The sequence below is a fragment of the Dactylosporangium sucinum genome, assembly GCF_014647515.1.
Taxonomy (GTDB): domain Bacteria; phylum Actinomycetota; class Actinomycetes; order Mycobacteriales; family Micromonosporaceae; genus Dactylosporangium; species Dactylosporangium sucinum.
The window spans coordinates 16,959-34,836 of the sequence record NZ_BMPI01000100.1; the positions used below are offsets into that span (position 1 = coordinate 16,959).

Genomic DNA, 17,878 nt, shown 5'->3' on the forward strand with positions numbered 1-17,878 from the left:
ATCCCGCCCCGAGCTGTCCAACCAATTTTGAGCGCCGCCCGACTACCCCCGCGAATGTCCGACAAACGGCGTGCCCAAGATGTCGGCGGACGTCGATTGGGGCAGACTGATCGGCGTGGATGACGGGCAGCTCCTGAACGGCCGCTACCGCCTTCTCACCCGGCTCGCCGAGGGCGGGTCGGCCGAGGTCTGGCGGGCACTCGACGAGATACTCGGGCGACCGGTCGCGGTGAAGGTCCTTGCCGCGCGGTACGCCGACGACCACGACCGCCGCCGGCGGATCCTGCGCGAGGCCCGTGCGGCCGCGCGCCTTTCGCACCCGAACGTCACGAACGTCCATGACTACGGCGAGACGCCGGACCGCGAGCCGTTCGTGGTCATGGAGCTCCTCGACGGACCGACCCTGGCCGAGCGCCTCGCCGGCGGCCCGCTGCCGGCCGGGCCGGCCCTGCGGATCGGCGCCGAGATCGCGGCCGGTCTCGCCGCCGCACATGCTGCCGGTCTGGTACATCGGGATGTCAAGCCCGCCAATATCGTAATCACCCCCGAAGCGGTAAAACTGGTCGATTTCGGAATCGCAGGCTTCACCGGCGAACACGGTGACCCCGATCCCGGCACGCCGATCCTCGGCACGCCCGCCTATTTGGCCCCCGAGCGGCTGCTCAGCGACGATGTGACCACGGCCAGCGATGTGTACTCGTTCGGCGTCGTCCTCCACCGCACCCTTACCGGCCGCCTCCCGTGGGCCGCGGCGACGACCGAGGAACTGGTGGAGGCGCACGTCGAGCGGGCGCCCGAGCCGCTGCCGGAGCTGCCCGGCGTGCCGGCGGAGGTCGGTGACCTGGTCGCGGCCTGCCTGGCCAAGAGCCCGGCCGAGCGGCCGCTCGCCGTCGACGCCGCCGCCCTGCTGGCCGGGCTGGCGACCGAGCCGGCCGTCGGGCGGGCCGCCGTGGCCGCGCTCGGCGACCCGGACTGGAACGGCCCGACCCGGGCGGTCGGCATCTGGGTCGACCCGGGGCCGGACGGCGTCGCCGAGGAGTTCCACGACCGCCGCCGCATGCGCCTGGCCCTGGCGCTGTCGGTCGCCGCGGCCGTGCTCGTCGCCTCGTTCGCGCTCGGTCGCGACGCCGGCCCGCCGTTCGTCGAGGCGGGCCCGACGGCCGACCTGCCGACCGCCCTGGTCCCGGCCGAGCCGGCGACGCCGCCGAGCGAGGATCCGGGGGATGAGCCGGGCCCGTCGGCCGAGGCCGGCGGCGGCCAGCCGGTCAGCCGGGCCGGCGCCGAGGGTGACAACCGCCCGGGCAACGCGATCGTCGGCGACGACCCGGCCGCCGGGAACCCCGGCGACCCGGGCCCGAACCCGACGACGAACCCGCCGGCCAACCCGCCGACGACGGCGCCGGGTGCCGCGCCCACCACCCAGGCGCCGATCGTGCAGCCGAGCGAGGCGCCAGAGGTCACCGCCCGGCTCGGTACGCTCGGTGGTGTCGTCGTCGCCAGCTGTGTCGGCAGTACCGTTCGCATCCTCGACGTGTTGCCGGTGCTCGGCGCCGACCTGCTCAGCGTCGACCGCGGCCCGCGCCAGCAGGCCCGGGTCGAGCTCAACCTGGCCGGAGTGCGCCTCGGGGTGACCGTGGCCTGCCGGTCCGGCGCGCCGGCCGTCGTGGGCTGAGGAAACACGGGAGGGACGTTCGGCCACCCTGGGGTACACTCGCTGCTATGACGACCCCGGCGGTCCGGCTTCTTAGTGAGCCGTGCTGACGCACCAGCTGCGACGGCACGGCGACCCCTCCTGCGTGAGGGGTTTTTTCATGCCCGGAGAATGCTGTGGGGAATCCCGAGACCTGAGGTGGCGACAGTCATGAGCGAGGCAGTGACCGACGGAGCGGTCGACATCCCGCCGTACCGCTATACCGCGGCGATGGCGGGCGACATCGAGGCGTGCTGGCAGGACTACTGGTCCGAGCACGGCACGTTCCACGCGCCGAACCCGACCGGCCCGCTCAGCGACCCCGCCCACCCGCGCGCCGGCGCCCCGAAGATGTACGTGATGGACATGTTCCCCTACCCGTCGGGCTCCGGCCTGCACGTGGGGCACCCGCTGGGGTACATCGGCACCGACTGCTACACGCGGTACTTCCGGATGGCCGGCTACAACGTGCTGCATCCGATGGGCTTTGACGCGTTCGGCCTGCCGGCCGAGCAGTACGCGGTGCAGACGGGCACGCACCCGCGCACCACGACCGAGGCCAACATCGAGCGGTACCGCGGCCAGCTGCGCCGCCTGGGCCTGGCCTACGACGACCGGCGCAGCGTCGCGACCACCGACACCGAGTTCTACCACTGGACCCAGTGGATCTTCCTGCAGATCTTCAACTCGTGGTTCGACGCCGACCGGCAGCAGGCACGCCCGATCGCCGAGCTGGTCGAGGAGTTCAAGGCCGGCACGCGGGCGACGCCCGACGGCCGCGCGTGGGCCGACCTGAGCCCGGTCGAGCGCAGGCAGGCCGTCGACGACCACCGCCTGGCCTACATCTCCGAGGCGCCGGTCAACTGGTGCCCCGGCCTGGGCACCGTGCTGGCCAACGAGGAGGTCACCCCGGACGGGCGCAGCGAGCGGGGCAACTTCCCGGTCTTCAAGCGCAACCTGCGCCAGTGGATGATGCGGATCACCGCCTACGGCGACCGGCTGCTGGACGACCTGGACCGGCTGGACTGGCCGGAGAAGGTCAAGACCATGCAGCGCAACTGGATCGGCCGGTCGCGCGGCGCGCACATCGACTTCCCGACCGGGGCGGGTGAGCCGATCCGGGTGTTCACCACCCGGCCCGACACGCTGTTCGGCGCGACGTACATGGTGCTGGCGCCGGAGCACGAACTGGTGGACGCGATCGTGCCGGCGGCGTGGCCCGACGGCACCGCCAACGCCCACTGGACCGGGGGCAAGGCCACGCCCGCCGAGGCGGTCGCCGCCTACCGCGCCTTCGCGGCGGGCAAGACCGACGTCGAGCGGCAGGCCGACGCCAAGGAGAAGACCGGCGTCTTCACCGGCGCCTACGCGACCAACCCGGTCACCGGCGCGCAGATCCCGATCTTCATCGCCGACTACGTGCTGGCCGGCTACGGCACCGGCGCGATCATGGCGGTGCCCGGCCAGGACGAGCGCGACTGGGAGTTCGCCGAGGTCTACGACCTGCCCATCATCCGCACCGTGCAGCCTTCCGCGGACTTCCCGGCGGACGGCAAGGCGTTCACCGGCGAGGGGCCGGCCGTCAACTCGGGCTTCCTGGACGGGCTGGGCATCGCCGACGCCAAGGCGAAGATCATCGACTGGCTGGAGGCCAACGGCCACGGCCAGGGCGCGATCACCTACCGGCTGCGCGACTGGCTGTTCAGCCGCCAGCGGTACTGGGGCGAGCCGTTCCCGATCGTCTACGACGAGACCGGGATGCCGGTCGCGGTGCCCGAGTCGCTGCTGCCGGTGACCCTGCCGGACGTCGAGGACTTCTCGCCGCGCACGTTCGACGTCGACGACGCCGACTCGATGCCCGAGACGCCGCTGTCGCGCGCGAAGGAGTGGGTCGAGGTCACGCTGGACCTGGGCGACGGGCCGCGGACGTACACCCGCGAGACCAACGTGATGCCGCAGTGGGCCGGCTCGTCGTGGTACGAGCTGCGCTACCTGGACCCGTCCAACCCGGCGAAGCTGGTCGACCCGGCCAACGAGCGATACTGGATGGGCCCGCAGCGCGACGGCGACGTCGGCGGCGTCGACCTGTACGTCGGCGGCGTCGAGCACGCGGTGCTGCACCTGCTGTACGCGCGGTTCTGGCACAAGGTGCTGTTCGACCTGGGCCACGTGTCCTCGGAGGAGCCGTTCCGGCGGCTGTTCAACCAGGGCTACATCCAGGCCTACGCCTACAAGGACGCCCGCGGCGTCTACGTCGAGGCGGAAAGGGTCGAGGAGCGGCAGGCCGGCAAGTACTTCTACGGCTCCGTCGAGGTCCAGCGCGAGTACGGCAAGATGGGCAAGTCGCTGAAGAACGTCGTCACGCCCGACGAGATGTGCGAGCGGTACGGCGCCGACACGTTCCGCGTCTACGAGATGTCGATGGGCCCGCTGGACGTCTCCCGCCCGTGGGAGACCCGGGCGGTCGTCGGCGCGCACCGCTTCCTGCAGCGCGTCTGGCGGCTGTTCGTCGACGAGCAGACCGACGGCCTGCGCGTGGTCGACGCCCCGGTCGACGACGAGACCCGGCGGCTGCTGCACCGGGTGATCGACGGCGTGCGGGTCGACATCGAGGAGATGCGCTTCAACACGGCGATCGCCAAGCTGATCGAGCTGACCAACCGCGTCACCCAGGTCTCGGCCGAGGGCACGCCGCGCGAGGTGGCCGACCCGCTGGTGCGGATGGCCGCGCCGTTCGCCCCGCACCTGGCCGAGGAGCTGTGGCAGCGGCTGGGCAACGAGTCCTCGATCACCTACGCCGACTTCCCGGTGGCCGACCCGGCGTTCCTGGTCGCCGAGTCGGTGACCTACCCGGTGCAGGTCAACGGCAAGGTCCGCGGCAAGATCGAGATCGCGGCGGACGCGGCGGAGGATGCGGTACGGGCGGCGGCGCTGGAGGCCGTCGAGTCGCACCTGGCGGGCAAGGCGCCCAAGAAGGTCATCGTCGTCGCCGGCCGGATGGTCTCGGTCGTCGTCTGACGCGCTGTCCACGCGAGGGGACGGCCCCCGCCCTTCCGCGTGGACAGCCCGTCCACGCGAAGGGGCGGCCCCCGCCCTTCCGCGTCGATCTTGCAGTTGTGGTGCCTGACAAACCCGGGCATTGCGGGAGTGTCGCGGCACCACAGGTGCAAGATCGACGCGGAGCGGGAGGGTCAGCGGACCGCGGACAGGCGCTCCTCGCGGAGCTTGGTCGGCCAGCGGTCGTCGATCGGCTCCAGCTGCAGGCCCGTGGCCCAGCGGATCAGCAGGTCGGCGATCGCGGGGTTGCGGGCCAGCGCGGGGCCGTGCGAGTACGTGCCCAGGACCCGGCCCTTCCAGGCGCCCTCCGACGCGCCGTCGTTGCCGATGCCCGTGGTCACCCGGGCGAGCGGGCGCACGCCCGGGCCCAGGTGGGTGCGGCCGCCGTGGTTCTCGAAGCCGGTCAGCATCGGCAGGCCCAGCATCGGGTCGACCTCGCCGGCCAGCTCGCCGACCGCCCGGGTCTCGCCCCGGTCCGACGTGATGTCGAGCAGCCCCAGGCCGGGGCATTTGGTGCCCTTCGCGAAGAACGCGTGGCCCATCAGCTGGTAGCCGGCGCAGACCGAGAAGACGGTCGCGCCGCGCTCGACGGCCCGGTGCAGGCCGCCGTCGGCGATGAGCCGCTGCGCGGCCAGGGCCTGCGGGCCGTCCTCGCCGCCGCCGATGAGGTACACGTCGCCGTCGGCCGGCACCGGCTGGTCGGCCCGGACCTCGGCGCACTCGACCGGCAGGCCGCGCAGGTCGGCGCGGCGGGCCAGGATGAGCAGGTTGCCCCGGTCGCCGTAGGTCGACAGCAGATCCGGGTACAGCCAGATGATGCGCAGGTGGGACTCAGTTGACACGGTCCAGCTCCGCTCGGATGTCCTGGAATGCGGTGTAGTTGGCGATGACCTCCAGACGCCCCGGCGGCACCAGGGACAGCGCCTGCCCGAACGACTTCACGTGCTCGAACGGCACCTCGTTGACCTCGAGGCGCACGGCGAGGTCCATCGCCCGGTCGCCGGTGACCAGCACGCGCCGGCCGCGCAGCGGGGAGAAGTCGACGTCGTAGAGCCAGGAGGTGTCCAGGCCGTCGGGGTCCCGCGCGTTGATCGACAGCAGGGTCGGCACGTCCTCGGCCATGTCGAAGGCCTCCAGCCAGCCGGCCGGGTTCTTCGACAGCAGCAGCCGGATCGTGCGCCCGTCGCGCACGACGGTCGCGTAGCGCCCGGCGATCGAGGCGACCTTGGCCAGCTCCGGCGCGCCCTTGGCCGGCGGCACGCCGAACTGGGCGGCCACGGCCAGCGCGGTCGCCGCGTTCGCGCGGTTGACCCGGCCGGGCAGCTGGAGCTCGATGTGATGGTACTGACCGGTGTTGTCCACGACGCCGTCGCCGCTGATCGACCAGTGGGGGATCGGCCTCGTCAGGTTGCCCTGGACGCACGCCCACTGCTCGCCGTTGCGCTCGATCGACGCGCCGCACTCCGGGCAGACCCACGAGTCGTCGTGGAAGCGCTGGCCGGCCGCGACCCAGGTCACCGGGGTGCCCTGGGCGACGGCCTTGCCCGCGGCCCACACGACCATCGGGTCGTCGGCGTTGGCCACGAGGTGCAGGCTGCGGCCGGGCAGCGCGTCGCGCCAGAGGGCCGCCATCATGGCGACCTCCTTGGCCCGGTCGAGCTGGTCGCGGCTGAGGTTGAGCAGCGCGACGACCCGCGGCTTGGTCTGGTCGAGCACCTGCTTAAGGTAGTGCTCGTCGACCTCCAGCACGGCATACGGCGTGGCGCCGGCCTTGGCCAGCGCCGACGTGTGGCCGGTCGGCATGTTGGCGCCCAGGCTGTTCGTGGCCACGTCACCGAGCACGCCCATCGCGGCGGCCGTCAGCCGGGTGGTGGTGGTCTTGCCGTTGGTGCCGGAGATGAGCGCGATCTCGCGACCCGCCGCCAGCTCGGCGAGCAGGTTCGGGTCGATCATCAGGCCGATCCGGCCGCCGATGACCGAACCGTCCCCCCGGCCGGTGGCGCGGGACAGCGCGGCCGCGCCGCGCGATAGTGAACTGGCGAGCTTGGCCCGCATCGGCAGCTTGTTGTCCGTCATCTCGCTTCCACGGTGTTCGGGATGCGCTGACCCTACCTGTTTCTAGCTCCGCGGGCTTCGCCCGCGGTCTTGTGGGGGGTTCCCACCCCACACCCCCCATGCGTCGCTGCGCGACGCACTTCTTGGCTTCGCGGGGGTCGCGGTTTCCGACCTTGCGGCCCTATGGGCTGTCTCTAGCTCCGCGGGCTTCGCCCTCGGTCATGTGAGGGGGTTCCCACCCCACACCCCCCATGCGTCGCTGCGCGACGCACTTCTTGGCTTCGCGAGGGGCGCGGTTCCTGCTCTTGCGGCCCTATGGGCTGTTGCTAGCTCGACGGGCTTCGCCGGCGGTCTTGTGTGTGGGTGGGTCCACCCCATACCCCCCATGCGTCGCTGCGCGACGCACTTTGGCTTCGCTCTTGTTAGCTCCGTGGCTTCGTCTGCGGTCTTGTGTGTGGGTCCCACCCCGCGCCGCTATGCGTCGCTGCGCGGCGGGGTTGCTGGCTTGCGGGGTCCTCCACTTTCCTCCACGCCGGGCGCGGCGGCGCGGCGATCGGCCCCAGCTATCGCCCTCGTGGGCGTTTTGCGGGGGTTTTAGGCGCCGCTACACCTCCGAATTCACCCGTTGGCCGATCGGTCACCCTCGGCGTCCTCCACCCGGCCCCACCCCGTTTGACGTGGGAATTCTTCACGCACACCGATGTCACCTCCCGTGGTTTTCCGTTGACGGTGGAGGGAAGTGGAGTACAGTGGAGCGCGATGGCGGAGCCGGGGGGCTCGGCCGGCCCCGGGGGGACCGTTCGCGGTGGGAAGGGGTGGATGCCGCATGTTTCTCGGCACCCACACTCCTCGCCTGGACGAAAAGGGCCGGTTGATCCTGCCGGCCAAGTTTCGGGACGAGCTGGCGGGAGGTGTCGTGATCACCAAGGGACAGGAGCGCTGCCTCTACGTGTTCCCCGGCGCCGAGTTCGCCCGGATCGCCGAGCAGCTTCGCGCTCAACCGATGACCCACAAAGCCGCCCGGGCCTACAGCCGGGTGTTCTTCGCCAGCGCGCACGACGAGGTTCCCGACCGGCAGGGTCGGGTCACCATCCCGCAGCATCTCCGCGAGTATGCCGGGCTGGACCGCGAGCTCGTCGTGATCGGTGCGAGCACCCGGGTGGAGATCTGGGACAAGCAGGCGTGGGACACCTACCTCGCCGAAAGCGAAGAGGACTTCGCGGGCATCGAGGAGGGGGTGCTGCCGGGCGGGCTGTGAGGTCCATCTGCAGACACCGGATCGAGGCCGCCGTGCCGCGAGCTCTCCAGCCGCCCCGAGGTCCTGACGCCACTTCCCCGGCGCCAGGGCGGGGTGGGCGGATGGAGAGCTGGCGGTACGGCGCTCGTGCACTACCGCACCCAATGGCCGGGTGATTGAGGAACCGGCGCGCTGGGCAAGCAAGATCAGCACGACGGCGGGCCGCGAACCCGCCGCGGTAGGGGGTCGACGATGGGGGAGCGGGACATCCATGTGCCCGTGCTGCTCGAGCGCTGTCTCGAGCTGCTCGCCCCCGCGCTGGCCCGGCCGGGCGCGTTGTACCTCGACGCCACGCTCGGTCTCGGAGGTCACGCCGAGGCCGTGCTGCGGGCGCATCCCGGGGTGCGGCTGCTCGGCCTGGACCGTGACCCGCAGGCGCTGGGCCTCGCGGGCCGGCGGCTGGCGCCGTTCGCCGACCGGATCCGTCTCGTGCACGCCGTCTACGACGAGCTGCCCGAGGTCCTGGCCGGCGAGCAGATCGACGGAGGCCTGTTCGACCTGGGCGTCTCGTCGCTGCAGCTCGACGACGCCGCCCGCGGGTTCGCCTACGCCCAGGACGCACCGCTCGACATGCGCATGGACCAGACCCGCGGCATCACCGCGGCCGAGGTGCTCAACACCTACAGCCACGGTGACCTCGCTCGGGTGCTCCGGGTGTACGGCGAGGAGAAGTTCGCCTCCCGTATCGCTCAGTTCATTGTCCGGGAACGGGCCAAGACCCCGCTCACCGGTTCGGCCCGCCTTGCCGAACTGGTCCGCGAGGCCATCCCCGCACCCGCGCGACGGACCGGTGGCCACCCGGCCAAGCGCACGTTCCAGGCGCTCCGCATCGAGGTCAACGGCGAGCTGGCCGTCCTCGAGCGGGCCGTCCCGGCGGCGCTCGACGCGCTGAAGCCGGGCGGCCGCCTGGTGGTGCTGAGCTACCACTCGCTCGAGGACCGCCTGGTCAAACAGGCGATCGCCGAGCGGACCCGCTCGACCGCACCGGTCGAGCTGCCGTTCGAGCCGCCCGGCAGCGAACCGACGCTGCGGGCGCTCACCCGGGGGGCCGAGCTCCCCGACGCGGCCGAAATCGCGGCCAACCCGCGGGCGGCGTCCGTGCGACTCCGCGCCGTGGAACGCAAGGACCGTCCCAAGAGGACAGACACATTGGGGGAGGTGTGATGAACGTGACGACACTGCCGGCCAGCCGGCAGCGCGGCAACCAGCAGGCCGCACCGCGGTCGGGGGGCCGGACCGCGGCGCGAGCTGCTGAGCACGAGGAGCGGGACCACCTGATCGACGGCGCGACGGCACTCCAGCCGCAGCGCGAGACCACGACGCCGGGCAGCACGCCCGGCAAGCCGGCGTCGCCCCGGCTGCGCGTGGCGCCGCCGGCACCGGTCAGTGCGCCGCGGGCGCCCTTCGTGGCGCTCGTGCTGGTGCTGGTGCTCTCCGGCGTCATCGGCATCCTGGTCCTCAACACCAGGATCGCCGAGAACGCCTTCAGGCTCGACGCGTTGAAGACCAAGCAGAACGGCCTGGACCGCGACGAGCAGCGGCTGCGCAGCGACCTGGCGGACAAGGAGTCGCCGGTGACCCTCGCGTCGCGGGCGAAGCAGCTGGGCCTGGTGCCGTCGCGCACCCCGGCCTTCCTGCTGCTGCCGGACGGCACGAAGCTCGAAATGCCGGGTCCCGGTAAGTAAGGCCGGCAAGTCAGGGTCGTAGGAACACCGAGGAAAGTCAGGACGATGGCTGGCGACACTCCTGAACGGCGGGGCGGCACCGAGCGGCGTGGGGGCGCCGACCGACGCGACAGCACCGGCCGCGGGGGTGACGCCGGCCGGCAGCGGACGGGCGGCCGCGCCGGCGCGGGGGGTGCCGGCGCGGCCGCCCGTCCCCTTGCCGGCGCCGGCTCCGGCGAGGGTGCCGAGCCGTCGCGCGGCACCATGTCCGAGGCCCGCCGCTACACACCCCGGGGCCGGTCCGTCCGCGACGCCTCGGTCGAGGCCGGCAGCCAGCATCGCGGCGACCCGTTCCGGCCCGCCCTGGAGGTGCTGCAGGGCGGACGGGCCGACCAGCCGCGGGAGCAGCCCCGCCGCACCGACCCGCAGCGGCGGGGGGCCGCCGCCCGGGCCGCGGAAACCAAGGCGGCCGCCCGGGCCACCGAACCCGAGGCGGCTCCCGAGCCCCGGACCGGCACCGGACGCCGGTCCGAGCCGCGCGACGCCCAGCGCAAGACCGCCGAGCGCGACACCGCCGTCAACGGCGCGCAGCGGTCCGGGCGAACCACCGCACGGTCCACCTCCGCGCGCAGTGCGACGCCGCCGAAGCCGGCCCTGCGCCGCGTGTCCAAGGCGACCCCGGCGCGTGGCGGCGCCCGCGGTACGACTCCTGTCCGGAAGCCCCGGAAGCTGAGCCGGGTCAAGGTCCCGCGGCCGGCCCGGCGGGCGAAGCTGCCCAAGCTCGCCGAGCCGCGCCGCCGGCTGCGCCTGGCCACCGTCCTCGCGCTGCTGATGTTCGGCGCGATCGGCATCCGGCTGGTCCAGTTGCAGCTCACCGACGCGAGCGCGTACGCCGCGGCAGGGCTCAGGGACCGCATCATCCGCGAGGTCCTGCCCGCGCCGCGCGGCGCGATCCTCGACCGCAACGGCAAGATCCTCGTGCACTCGATCGAGACCCGCTTCGTGGCGGTCGACCCGATGGTGGTCAAGGACCCGGAGGCGCTCGCCGACAAGCTCTTCGACGTGCTCGACCAGTACGGCGTGACCCGCTCCGAGCTGGTCCGCAAGATGACGCCGCACAAGCTGGAGGACGGCAAGACCAACGCGCGCTTCGAGTACCTCGCGCACCAGATCGACGTCGCCGACGGTGACCGGATCGCCGCCATGAAGATCGGCGCGCTCAAGGTCGCCCGCGACGAGCGGCGGCAGATCCCCGGCTACGACCTGGCGTCCAACGTCATCGGCTTCACGCGCAAGAGCGACCTGTCCGGGCAGCTGGGCATCGAGCAGGCGTACGACGCGCAGCTGCGTGGCGTCGACGGGTTGCACATCTACGAGCACGGCGAGGGCGACCTCGACAAGCCGCTGCCGCAGGGCTACGACGAGCTGCGCCCGGCCCGGCCCGGCAGCTCGGTCGAGCTGACGCTGGACGCCGACCTGCAGTACTCCGTGCAGAACACGCTCTTCGAGCGGATGGAGCCGCTGGGCGCGTACTTCGCGACCGCGATCGTGCTCGACCGCCGGACCATGGAGGTCATGGCGATGGCGAGCTACCCGTCGTTCGCCGCGGCCGCCCCGGGCAAGTCGCCGCAGGAGCAGCTCAAGGACCAGTGCACGGCGACCGTGTTCGACCCCGGCTCGGTCCACAAGGCGATCGTCATGGGGGCCGCGCTGCAGGAGGGCATCATCACGCCGTCGTCGACGATCACGGTCAACTCGAGCGTGAAGAAGGGCGACACGGTCTACAAGGACCACCCGCCGCAGAAGGACGGCACCCAGATGACCATCCCGGGCATCCTGGCGCTGTCGTCGAACGTCGGCACGATCGCCGTCGCCGACCGGCTCGGCAAGGACAAGCTGTACGAGTACCAGCAGAAGTTCGGGCTCGGCTCGCGCACCGGCGTCGGCCTGCCGAACGAGTCGGCCGGGCAGCTGCTCCCGCCGGACAAGTGGACCGGCTCCAGCCCGGGCTCGATCCCGATCGGCAACGGCGTCGCCACGACCGCCATGCAGATGGCCGCGGTGTTCGGCGCGATCGCCAACGACGGGCTGTGGGTGCAGCCGACGCTCGTCCGCAAGATCATCGCGCCGGACGGCACGGTGACCAAGCCCGCCGCCCAGCAGACCCGCCGGGTGCTCGACCCGCAGCACGCGCAGGAGCTGCGGGTCATGCTGGAGGGCGTGACGACGCTCGACGAGGCCACCGGGCGGCAGGCGTCGATCCCGGGGTACCGCATCGCCGGCAAGACCGGCACCTCGCAGGTCCCGGACAAGGGCGGCTACGCCCCGGGCGACGTGGTGTCGTTCATCGGCATGGCGCCGGCCGAGGACCCGCGCTTCGTCGTGGCCGTCACCGCCCACGTGCCGAAGGGCGCCGGCGGCTCCGTGGCGGCACCGGCGTTCAAGGAGATGATGGCGGTCACGCTCAGCAACTTCGGTGTCGTGCCCACCGGCACCCCGGCCCCGACACTGACGATCTACCCGTGACACCGGGTCCGGCGCCCCGCGGTGGGGCGGGTAGGGTCTGACCCCGTGCCCGGCTATCCCCGTCCGAGGAATGTCCGCCCCGTGCTCATCGCCGAGCTGGGGGGCGCGGGTGACGTCGCCGTCACCGGGGTGACCCACAGTAGCTCGACGGTTCACCCGGGTGACCTTTACGCGGCGCTGCCCGGGTCGCGGGTGCACGGCGCCCAGTTCATCCCCGACGCGGCGGCCCGGGGCGCGGTCGCGGTGCTCACCGACCGTGCCGGGGCCGAGCTGGCCGGCGACCTGCCGGTCATCGTGGCCGACGACCCGCGGGCGGCCCTCGGCGAGATCGCCTCGAAGGTGTACGGGGAGCCCAGCCACCGGCTGACCGTTCTCGGCATCACCGGCACCGCCGGCAAGACCTCGACCGCCTACCTCATCGAGGCCGGCCTGCGCGCCGCCGGCCAGGTCACCGGGCTCATCGGCACCGTCGAGACCCGGCTGGGCGACGTCGTCGTCGAGAGCGCCCGCACCACGCCGGAGGCGACCGACCTGCACGCGCTGTTCGCCGCCGCGCTGGAGCACGGCGTCCAGTCGGTCGTCATGGAGGTCTCCAGCCACGCGCTGGAGCTCGGCCGGGTCGGCGGGGTCCGGTTCGCCAGCGCCGGCTACACCAACTTCGGCCTCGACCACCTCGACTTCCACCCGGACGTCGACGCCTACTTTGCGGCGAAGGCCCGGCTGTTCGACGGCCGCGCCGCGACCGAGATCCTCAACCTCGACGACGCCGGCGTCATGCGGCTGCGCAAGCCGGCCTCGTGGACGTACTCGGCGGCGGGCGACCCGGCCGCCGACTTCCGCGCCGAGGACGTCGCCACCGACGGCTACGGCCAGACCTTCACCGTCCGCCACGGCGAGCGCTCGGCGCCGTCCGGCGTCCGGCTGCCGGGCCGGCACAACGTCGCCAACGCGCTGCTCGCCGTCGCCTCGCTCGTCGCCGTCGGGGTCGACCTCGACGTCGCCACCGCGGCCGTGGCCCGGGCGCCCGGCTCGCCGGGCCGCATGGAGCAGGTCGACGCGCCCGGCGACGTGCTCGGCGTGGTCGACTACGCGCACAAGCCGGACGCGATGGTCGAGGTGCTCGCCGCGCTGCGCACCCTCGCCGCCGCCCGGGGCGGGCGGGTCATCTGCGTCGTCGGCGCCGGCGGTGACCGCGACCGGGCCAAGCGCCCGCTCATGGGCCGCGCCGCCGCGCTCGGCGCCGACCTGGTGATCGTCACCGACGACAACCCGCGCACCGAGGACCCGGCCCGCATCCGCGCCGAGCTGCTCGCCGGCACCACCGACGGCACCGCCGCTGTGGTCGAGGTCGACGGCCGGCGGGCCGCGATCGCCCGCGCCGTCGAGGAGGCCAAGCCCGGCGACGTGGTGGCGCTGCTCGGCAAGGGGCACGAGCGCGGGCAGGAGGTCAACGGCGAGGTGCTGCCCTTCGACGACCGGGTCGAGCTCGCCGCGGCGCTGCGGAAGGCGGCCGGCGCATGATCCCCATGTCACTCGGCGAGATCGCCGCCGTCGTCGGCGGCGCGCTGTACGGCGCGCCCGAGCCTGTCGTCGACGGGCCCGTGGAGTACGACAGCCGCAAGATCCGCGCCGGCGGGCTCTTCGTCGCCTTCGTGGGGGAGAAGGTCGACGCCCACGACTTCGCCGCCAAGGCCGTCGCGGACGGCGCGGTGGGCGTGCTCGGCAGCCGGCCCGTGCCCGGCGTGCCCACGATCGTGGTCGACGACCCGCGGCACGCGCTGGGGCTGCTCGCCCGCGAGGTGCTGCGGCGGCTGCCCGCGCTGACCGTCGTGGCGGTCACCGGCTCCTCCGGCAAGACGAGCACGAAGGACCTCATCGCGAAGCTGCTCGCCACCGCCGGGCCGGCCGTCGCCACGACCGGCTCGGAGAACAACGAGCTCGGCACGCCGTACACGGCGCTCAAGGTGTCGGCCGCGACCCGTTTTCTGGTGCTGGAGATGGGCTCGCGTGGTGTGGGGCACCTCCGGTACCTCTGCGAGATCGCACCCCCGGACGTCAGCGTGGTCGTCAACGTGGGTGTGGCACACATCGCCGAGTTCGGGTCCGTCGACGGCATCGCGCTCGCCAAGGGGGAGCTCGTCGAGGCTCTGTCGGCTTCCGGACTCGCCGTGCTCAACGCCGACGACGACCGGGTGCGGGCGATGGCGTCGCGGACGACGGCGCGGGTGGTGCTGGCGGGGGAGTCGTCCTCCTCGGACATTTCGGGCACCGATGTGGTGGCGCTCGACGCCGGGCGGTTCGGGTTCACGCTGCACGTTCCCGGTGCGGCGCCGGTGCCGGTGCGGCTGGCTGCCGCGGGCCGCCACCAGGTCGGCAACGCGTTGCTGGCCGCGGCCGTGGCGACCCACGCCGGGGTGACGCCCGACGAGATCGCCACCGCCCTCGGAGATCCAGCGGGGTTGTCGACCCGAAGGATGGATGTCTTCGACCGTGCCGACGATGTCACGGTCATCGACGACTCGTTCAACGCCAATCCGGCGTCCATGGCGGCGGCGCTCCGCGCGCTCGTCGACGTGGCCGGGGAGCGGCGCAAGATCGCCGTGCTCGGCTTCATGGCGGAGCTCGGCGAGTACGAGCGAGCCGGCCACGAGGAGGTCGGTCGCCTCGCCGCGGAACTCGGCGTCGACCGTCTGGTGGCCATCAGCGAGCAAGCCGCGCCGATCCTGGACGGCGCGGCCGCCGTGGCGAGTTGGGGAGGAGACTCGGTGCTCGTGACCGATCAGGAGGCCGCCGTCGCGCTGCTGCGCGGGTCGCTGCTTCCTCGCGACGTGGTCCTCGTCAAGGGATCGCGGTACCGGACCTGGGACGTCGCCGACGCCCTGCGTGCTGAGGTGTCCGACAAGTGAGGGCCGTCTTCGTCGCGGCCTTCGTGGCGTTCCTCATCTCGCTGTTCGGCACGCCGATCGCCATCAGGTACTTCACCCGCCTCAAGGCGGACCAGCCCATCCGGTCCGAGGGCCCGCAGACCCACCTCGGCAAGAAGGGCACGCCGACGATGGGCGGCGTGGTGTTCATCTTCGCCACGCTGGTCGCCTACACGGGCGGGCACATCGCCCTGACCACCCTGCCGGACAAGCAGCTGCGCCCGAGCGGCCCGACCGCCACCGCCGTGGTGCTGCTGGGCCTGTTCGTGTTCACCGGCCTGCTCGGCTTCCTCGACGACTACCTCAAGGTCGCCAAGCGCAACAGCGACGGCCTCAACAAGCGCGGCAAGCTCATCGGCCAGGCGCTCATCGGCGCCATCTTCGGCGCGATCGCCCTCTACGTGCCGGCGAACGAGACCGGCCGGGCCGTCGTGACGACGGTCGCGAGCCCGAAGCTCTCCTGGGTGCACGACGTCGACTGGCTGAACATCACGAAGATCGGCGCCGTCGTGTTCTTCGTCTTCGTGGTCATGTCGATGTCGAACGCGGTCAACCTGACCGACGGCCTCGACGGCCTGGCGACGGGCACCTCGATCCTGGTGATCGGCAGCTACATGGCGATCGCGTTCTGGCAGTACCGCCACTGGTGCGCCGACACCTCCTACACCGCCAACTACTGCTACGACGTGCGCGACCCGCTGGAGATGGCCCTCATCGCCGGCGCCGCGGTGGGCGCCCTGGTGGGCTTCCTGTGGTGGAACACGTCGCCGGCGCGCATCTTCATGGGCGACACGGGCTCGATGGCGCTGGGCTCCCTCATCGCCGGCCTGGCGGTGGCCACGAAGACGATCCTGCTGCTGCCCCTCATGGGCCTGCTGTTCTTCATCATCGTGGTCACGTGGATCATGCAGATCGGCTCGTACCGCACCACCGGCAAGCGCATCTTCCGCATGGTCCCGCTCCAGCACCACTTCGAGCTGGCCGGCTGGAGCGAGGTCAACATCGTGGTCCGCTTCTGGATCATCGCCGGCCTCGGCATGGCCGCGTCGCTGGGCCTGTTCGCGGCCGACTTCCTGCGCGTGATGAGCGGCTCCGGCTGACCCGCGACGCGGGGATGGCCGGTCCGCCCCGCTCATGATCAATGGAACGGTCTGGCTGTCCCGGCAACCAGATCGTTCCATTGATCAAGGATTCCTGGCCGCATCCACCGCTCGCTCAGCGTAGTGAGCCCGATATTTCGGAAATGTCGGGCATCGACCACCATCGCGGTCCGGGCGGGCGGCAGCGACACGCCGGGGGCCGCGAGGTCGGCGGCCCGGCCCGGCTCGCGGGCCATGATGGTGCCCATGCGCGGTGAGGGGGAGCAGCAGGAGGCGGCGGCCGGCGGGAGCTCCTGGCCCACCGCGTGGCTCGACACGCTGCGAGGGCTGCTCGACCGCCCCCTGGCGTCGTACTACCTGCTCCTGTCCAGCGTCGGCCTGCTCGTCTTCATCGGGCTGGTCATGGTCTTCTCCGTCACCAGCATCGACAACTACGCGACGACGGGCAGCCCCTTCACCTCGATCGCCAAGCAGGTGCTCTCGGCGGTCGTCGGGCTCATCGCGTTCTGGGTCTGCCAGCGGCTGCCCGTGCGGACGTTCCGCGCGGTGGCGGCACCGCTGATGATCAGCGCCTTCGTCCTGATGGGGTTCGTCGACCTCATGGGCTGGCTCGCCGCGCGGCGCACGCCCCCGGGTGCCGACGTCCAGGCCATCCACCTCGGGCCGATCTGGGTCGACGACCTCTGGCTGCACGTCGGCGGGCTGCAGCTGCAACCCGCCGAGCTGGCCAAGTTCGCGCTCGTGATCTGGGGCGCCGACCTGCTCGTGCGCAAGGGGCGCAGCATCCTGAGCTGGCGGGAGCTGCTCATGCCGCTGTTCCCGGTGACGGTGGGGCTGCTGATCCTGGTGGGGTACAACGACCTCGGCTCGATGATCTGCATGCTGGTGCTGTTCACCGGGCTGCTCTGGGCGGCCGGCGCGCGGCTGCCGGTGTTCGGCTGGCTCGGCGGGCTCGCGCTGACCGGCATCGTCGCGCTGATCCTGCTGCCGGCCGAGAAGGACTACCGGCTCGACCGGATCAAGGTCTTCTTCCAGCCGAGCATCGACCCCGAGGCGGAGCACGGGCGGTACCAGTACCTCCGGGGGCTCTGGGCGGTCGCGAACGGCGGGTGGTTCGGGGTCGGGCTCGGCGAGGGCCACCTCAAGTGGGGCCGGCTGCCGAACGCGCACAACGACTTCATCTTCGCGATCGTCGCCGAGGAACTCGGCGTCGTCGGGTGCCTGGTCGTGCTGCTGCTGTTCGGCATGCTGACGTACACCGGGCTGCGCATCGCGCGGCGGGTCGAGGACCCGTTCCGGCGCCTGGTGGCGGCGGCGATCACGATCTGGTTCGTCGGGCAGGCGATCATCAACATCGGCGGGGTCGTGGGGCTCATGCCGATCACCGGGCTGCCGCTGCCGTTCATCTCCGACGGCGGCAGCGCGCTCGTCGTGGCGCTCGGCGCGGCCGGGATGCTCACGTCGGCCGCCCGGGCCGAGCCGGACTGCGCGCGAGCCATGCACGCCCGTCCGCCGCGGAAATGGGTGCGACTACTCTGGGCGCCGTTGCCGCCGCTGCCGCGCGC

The 17,878-nt window shown here is 72.3% G+C and carries 13 protein-coding genes; 10 read left to right on the top strand and 3 right to left on the bottom strand.

Annotation, left to right across the window (positions count from 1 at the left end):
• Positions 1-115: 115 nt before the first annotated feature.
• Positions 116-1,672, top strand: coding sequence for a serine/threonine-protein kinase (locus tag IEZ31_RS51550; RefSeq protein ID WP_190257509.1), 1,557 nt, complete (start codon positions 116-118; stop codon positions 1,670-1,672).
• A 189-nt stretch (positions 1,673-1,861) separates the two neighbouring features.
• Positions 1,862-4,708: a leucine--tRNA ligase gene (gene leuS / locus IEZ31_RS51555; protein WP_190257510.1), complete on the top strand. Its 2,847-nt coding sequence runs from the start codon at positions 1,862-1,864 to the stop codon at positions 4,706-4,708.
• Between the two features lie 173 nt (positions 4,709-4,881).
• On the opposite strand, the gene IEZ31_RS51560 is transcribed toward leuS, so the two are convergent.
• On the bottom strand, positions 4,882-5,589 hold the full coding sequence (locus tag IEZ31_RS51560) for a type 1 glutamine amidotransferase (RefSeq protein WP_190257511.1): 708 nt from the start codon (positions 5,587-5,589) through the stop codon (positions 4,882-4,884).
• On the bottom strand, positions 5,579-6,823 hold the full coding sequence (locus tag IEZ31_RS51565) for a MurT ligase domain-containing protein (RefSeq protein WP_190257512.1): 1,245 nt from the start codon (positions 6,821-6,823) through the stop codon (positions 5,579-5,581). Before IEZ31_RS51565 ends, IEZ31_RS51560 begins: the two co-directional genes overlap by 11 nt.
• Before the next feature lie 805 nt (positions 6,824-7,628).
• Here IEZ31_RS51565 and mraZ point away from each other — a divergent pair.
• From mraZ to mraY, 7 genes are all read left to right on the top strand, one after another.
• Positions 7,629-8,060 (top strand): division/cell wall cluster transcriptional repressor MraZ, encoded by a 432-nt coding sequence (gene mraZ, locus IEZ31_RS51570; RefSeq protein WP_190257513.1) that lies wholly within the window; start codon positions 7,629-7,631, stop codon positions 8,058-8,060.
• A gap of 231 nt (positions 8,061-8,291) precedes the next feature.
• Entirely contained in the window at positions 8,292-9,263 is a 972-nt protein-coding gene (rsmH, locus tag IEZ31_RS51575; protein WP_190257514.1) for a 16S rRNA (cytosine(1402)-N(4))-methyltransferase RsmH, read from the top strand.
• Positions 9,263-9,784: a cell division protein FtsL gene (ftsL, locus tag IEZ31_RS51580; RefSeq protein WP_190257515.1), complete on the top strand. Its 522-nt coding sequence runs from the start codon at positions 9,263-9,265 to the stop codon at positions 9,782-9,784. The genes rsmH and ftsL overlap by 1 nt, the downstream gene beginning before the upstream one ends.
• Before the next feature lie 45 nt (positions 9,785-9,829).
• Positions 9,830-12,289, top strand: coding sequence for a peptidoglycan D,D-transpeptidase FtsI family protein (locus IEZ31_RS51585; RefSeq protein WP_190257516.1), 2,460 nt, complete (start codon positions 9,830-9,832; stop codon positions 12,287-12,289).
• A 45-nt stretch (positions 12,290-12,334) separates the two neighbouring features.
• Entirely contained in the window at positions 12,335-13,810 is a 1,476-nt protein-coding gene (locus IEZ31_RS51590) for a UDP-N-acetylmuramoyl-L-alanyl-D-glutamate--2,6-diaminopimelate ligase (protein WP_190257517.1), read from the top strand.
• A complete protein-coding gene (locus IEZ31_RS51595) occupies positions 13,807-15,195 on the top strand; it encodes a UDP-N-acetylmuramoyl-tripeptide--D-alanyl-D-alanine ligase (protein WP_190257518.1) in 1,389 nt (462 codons plus the stop codon). Before IEZ31_RS51590 ends, IEZ31_RS51595 begins: the two co-directional genes overlap by 4 nt.
• Complete coding sequence (gene mraY / locus IEZ31_RS51600; RefSeq protein WP_190257519.1) at positions 15,192-16,313, top strand: phospho-N-acetylmuramoyl-pentapeptide-transferase; 1,122 nt, start codon at positions 15,192-15,194, stop codon at positions 16,311-16,313. The genes IEZ31_RS51595 and mraY overlap by 4 nt, the downstream gene beginning before the upstream one ends.
• A 38-nt stretch (positions 16,314-16,351) precedes the next feature.
• Here the strand turns inward: mraY and IEZ31_RS51605 are convergent, their stop codons facing one another.
• Positions 16,352-16,561: a hypothetical protein gene (locus tag IEZ31_RS51605; protein WP_190257520.1), complete on the bottom strand. Its 210-nt coding sequence runs from the start codon at positions 16,559-16,561 to the stop codon at positions 16,352-16,354.
• On the opposite strand from IEZ31_RS51605, the gene IEZ31_RS51610 reads away from it, so the two are divergent.
• A partial coding sequence (locus tag IEZ31_RS51610; RefSeq protein WP_190257521.1) for an FtsW/RodA/SpoVE family cell cycle protein occupies positions 16,560-17,878 on the top strand: 1,319 nt, incomplete at its 3' end. The genes IEZ31_RS51605 and IEZ31_RS51610 overlap by 2 nt on opposite strands.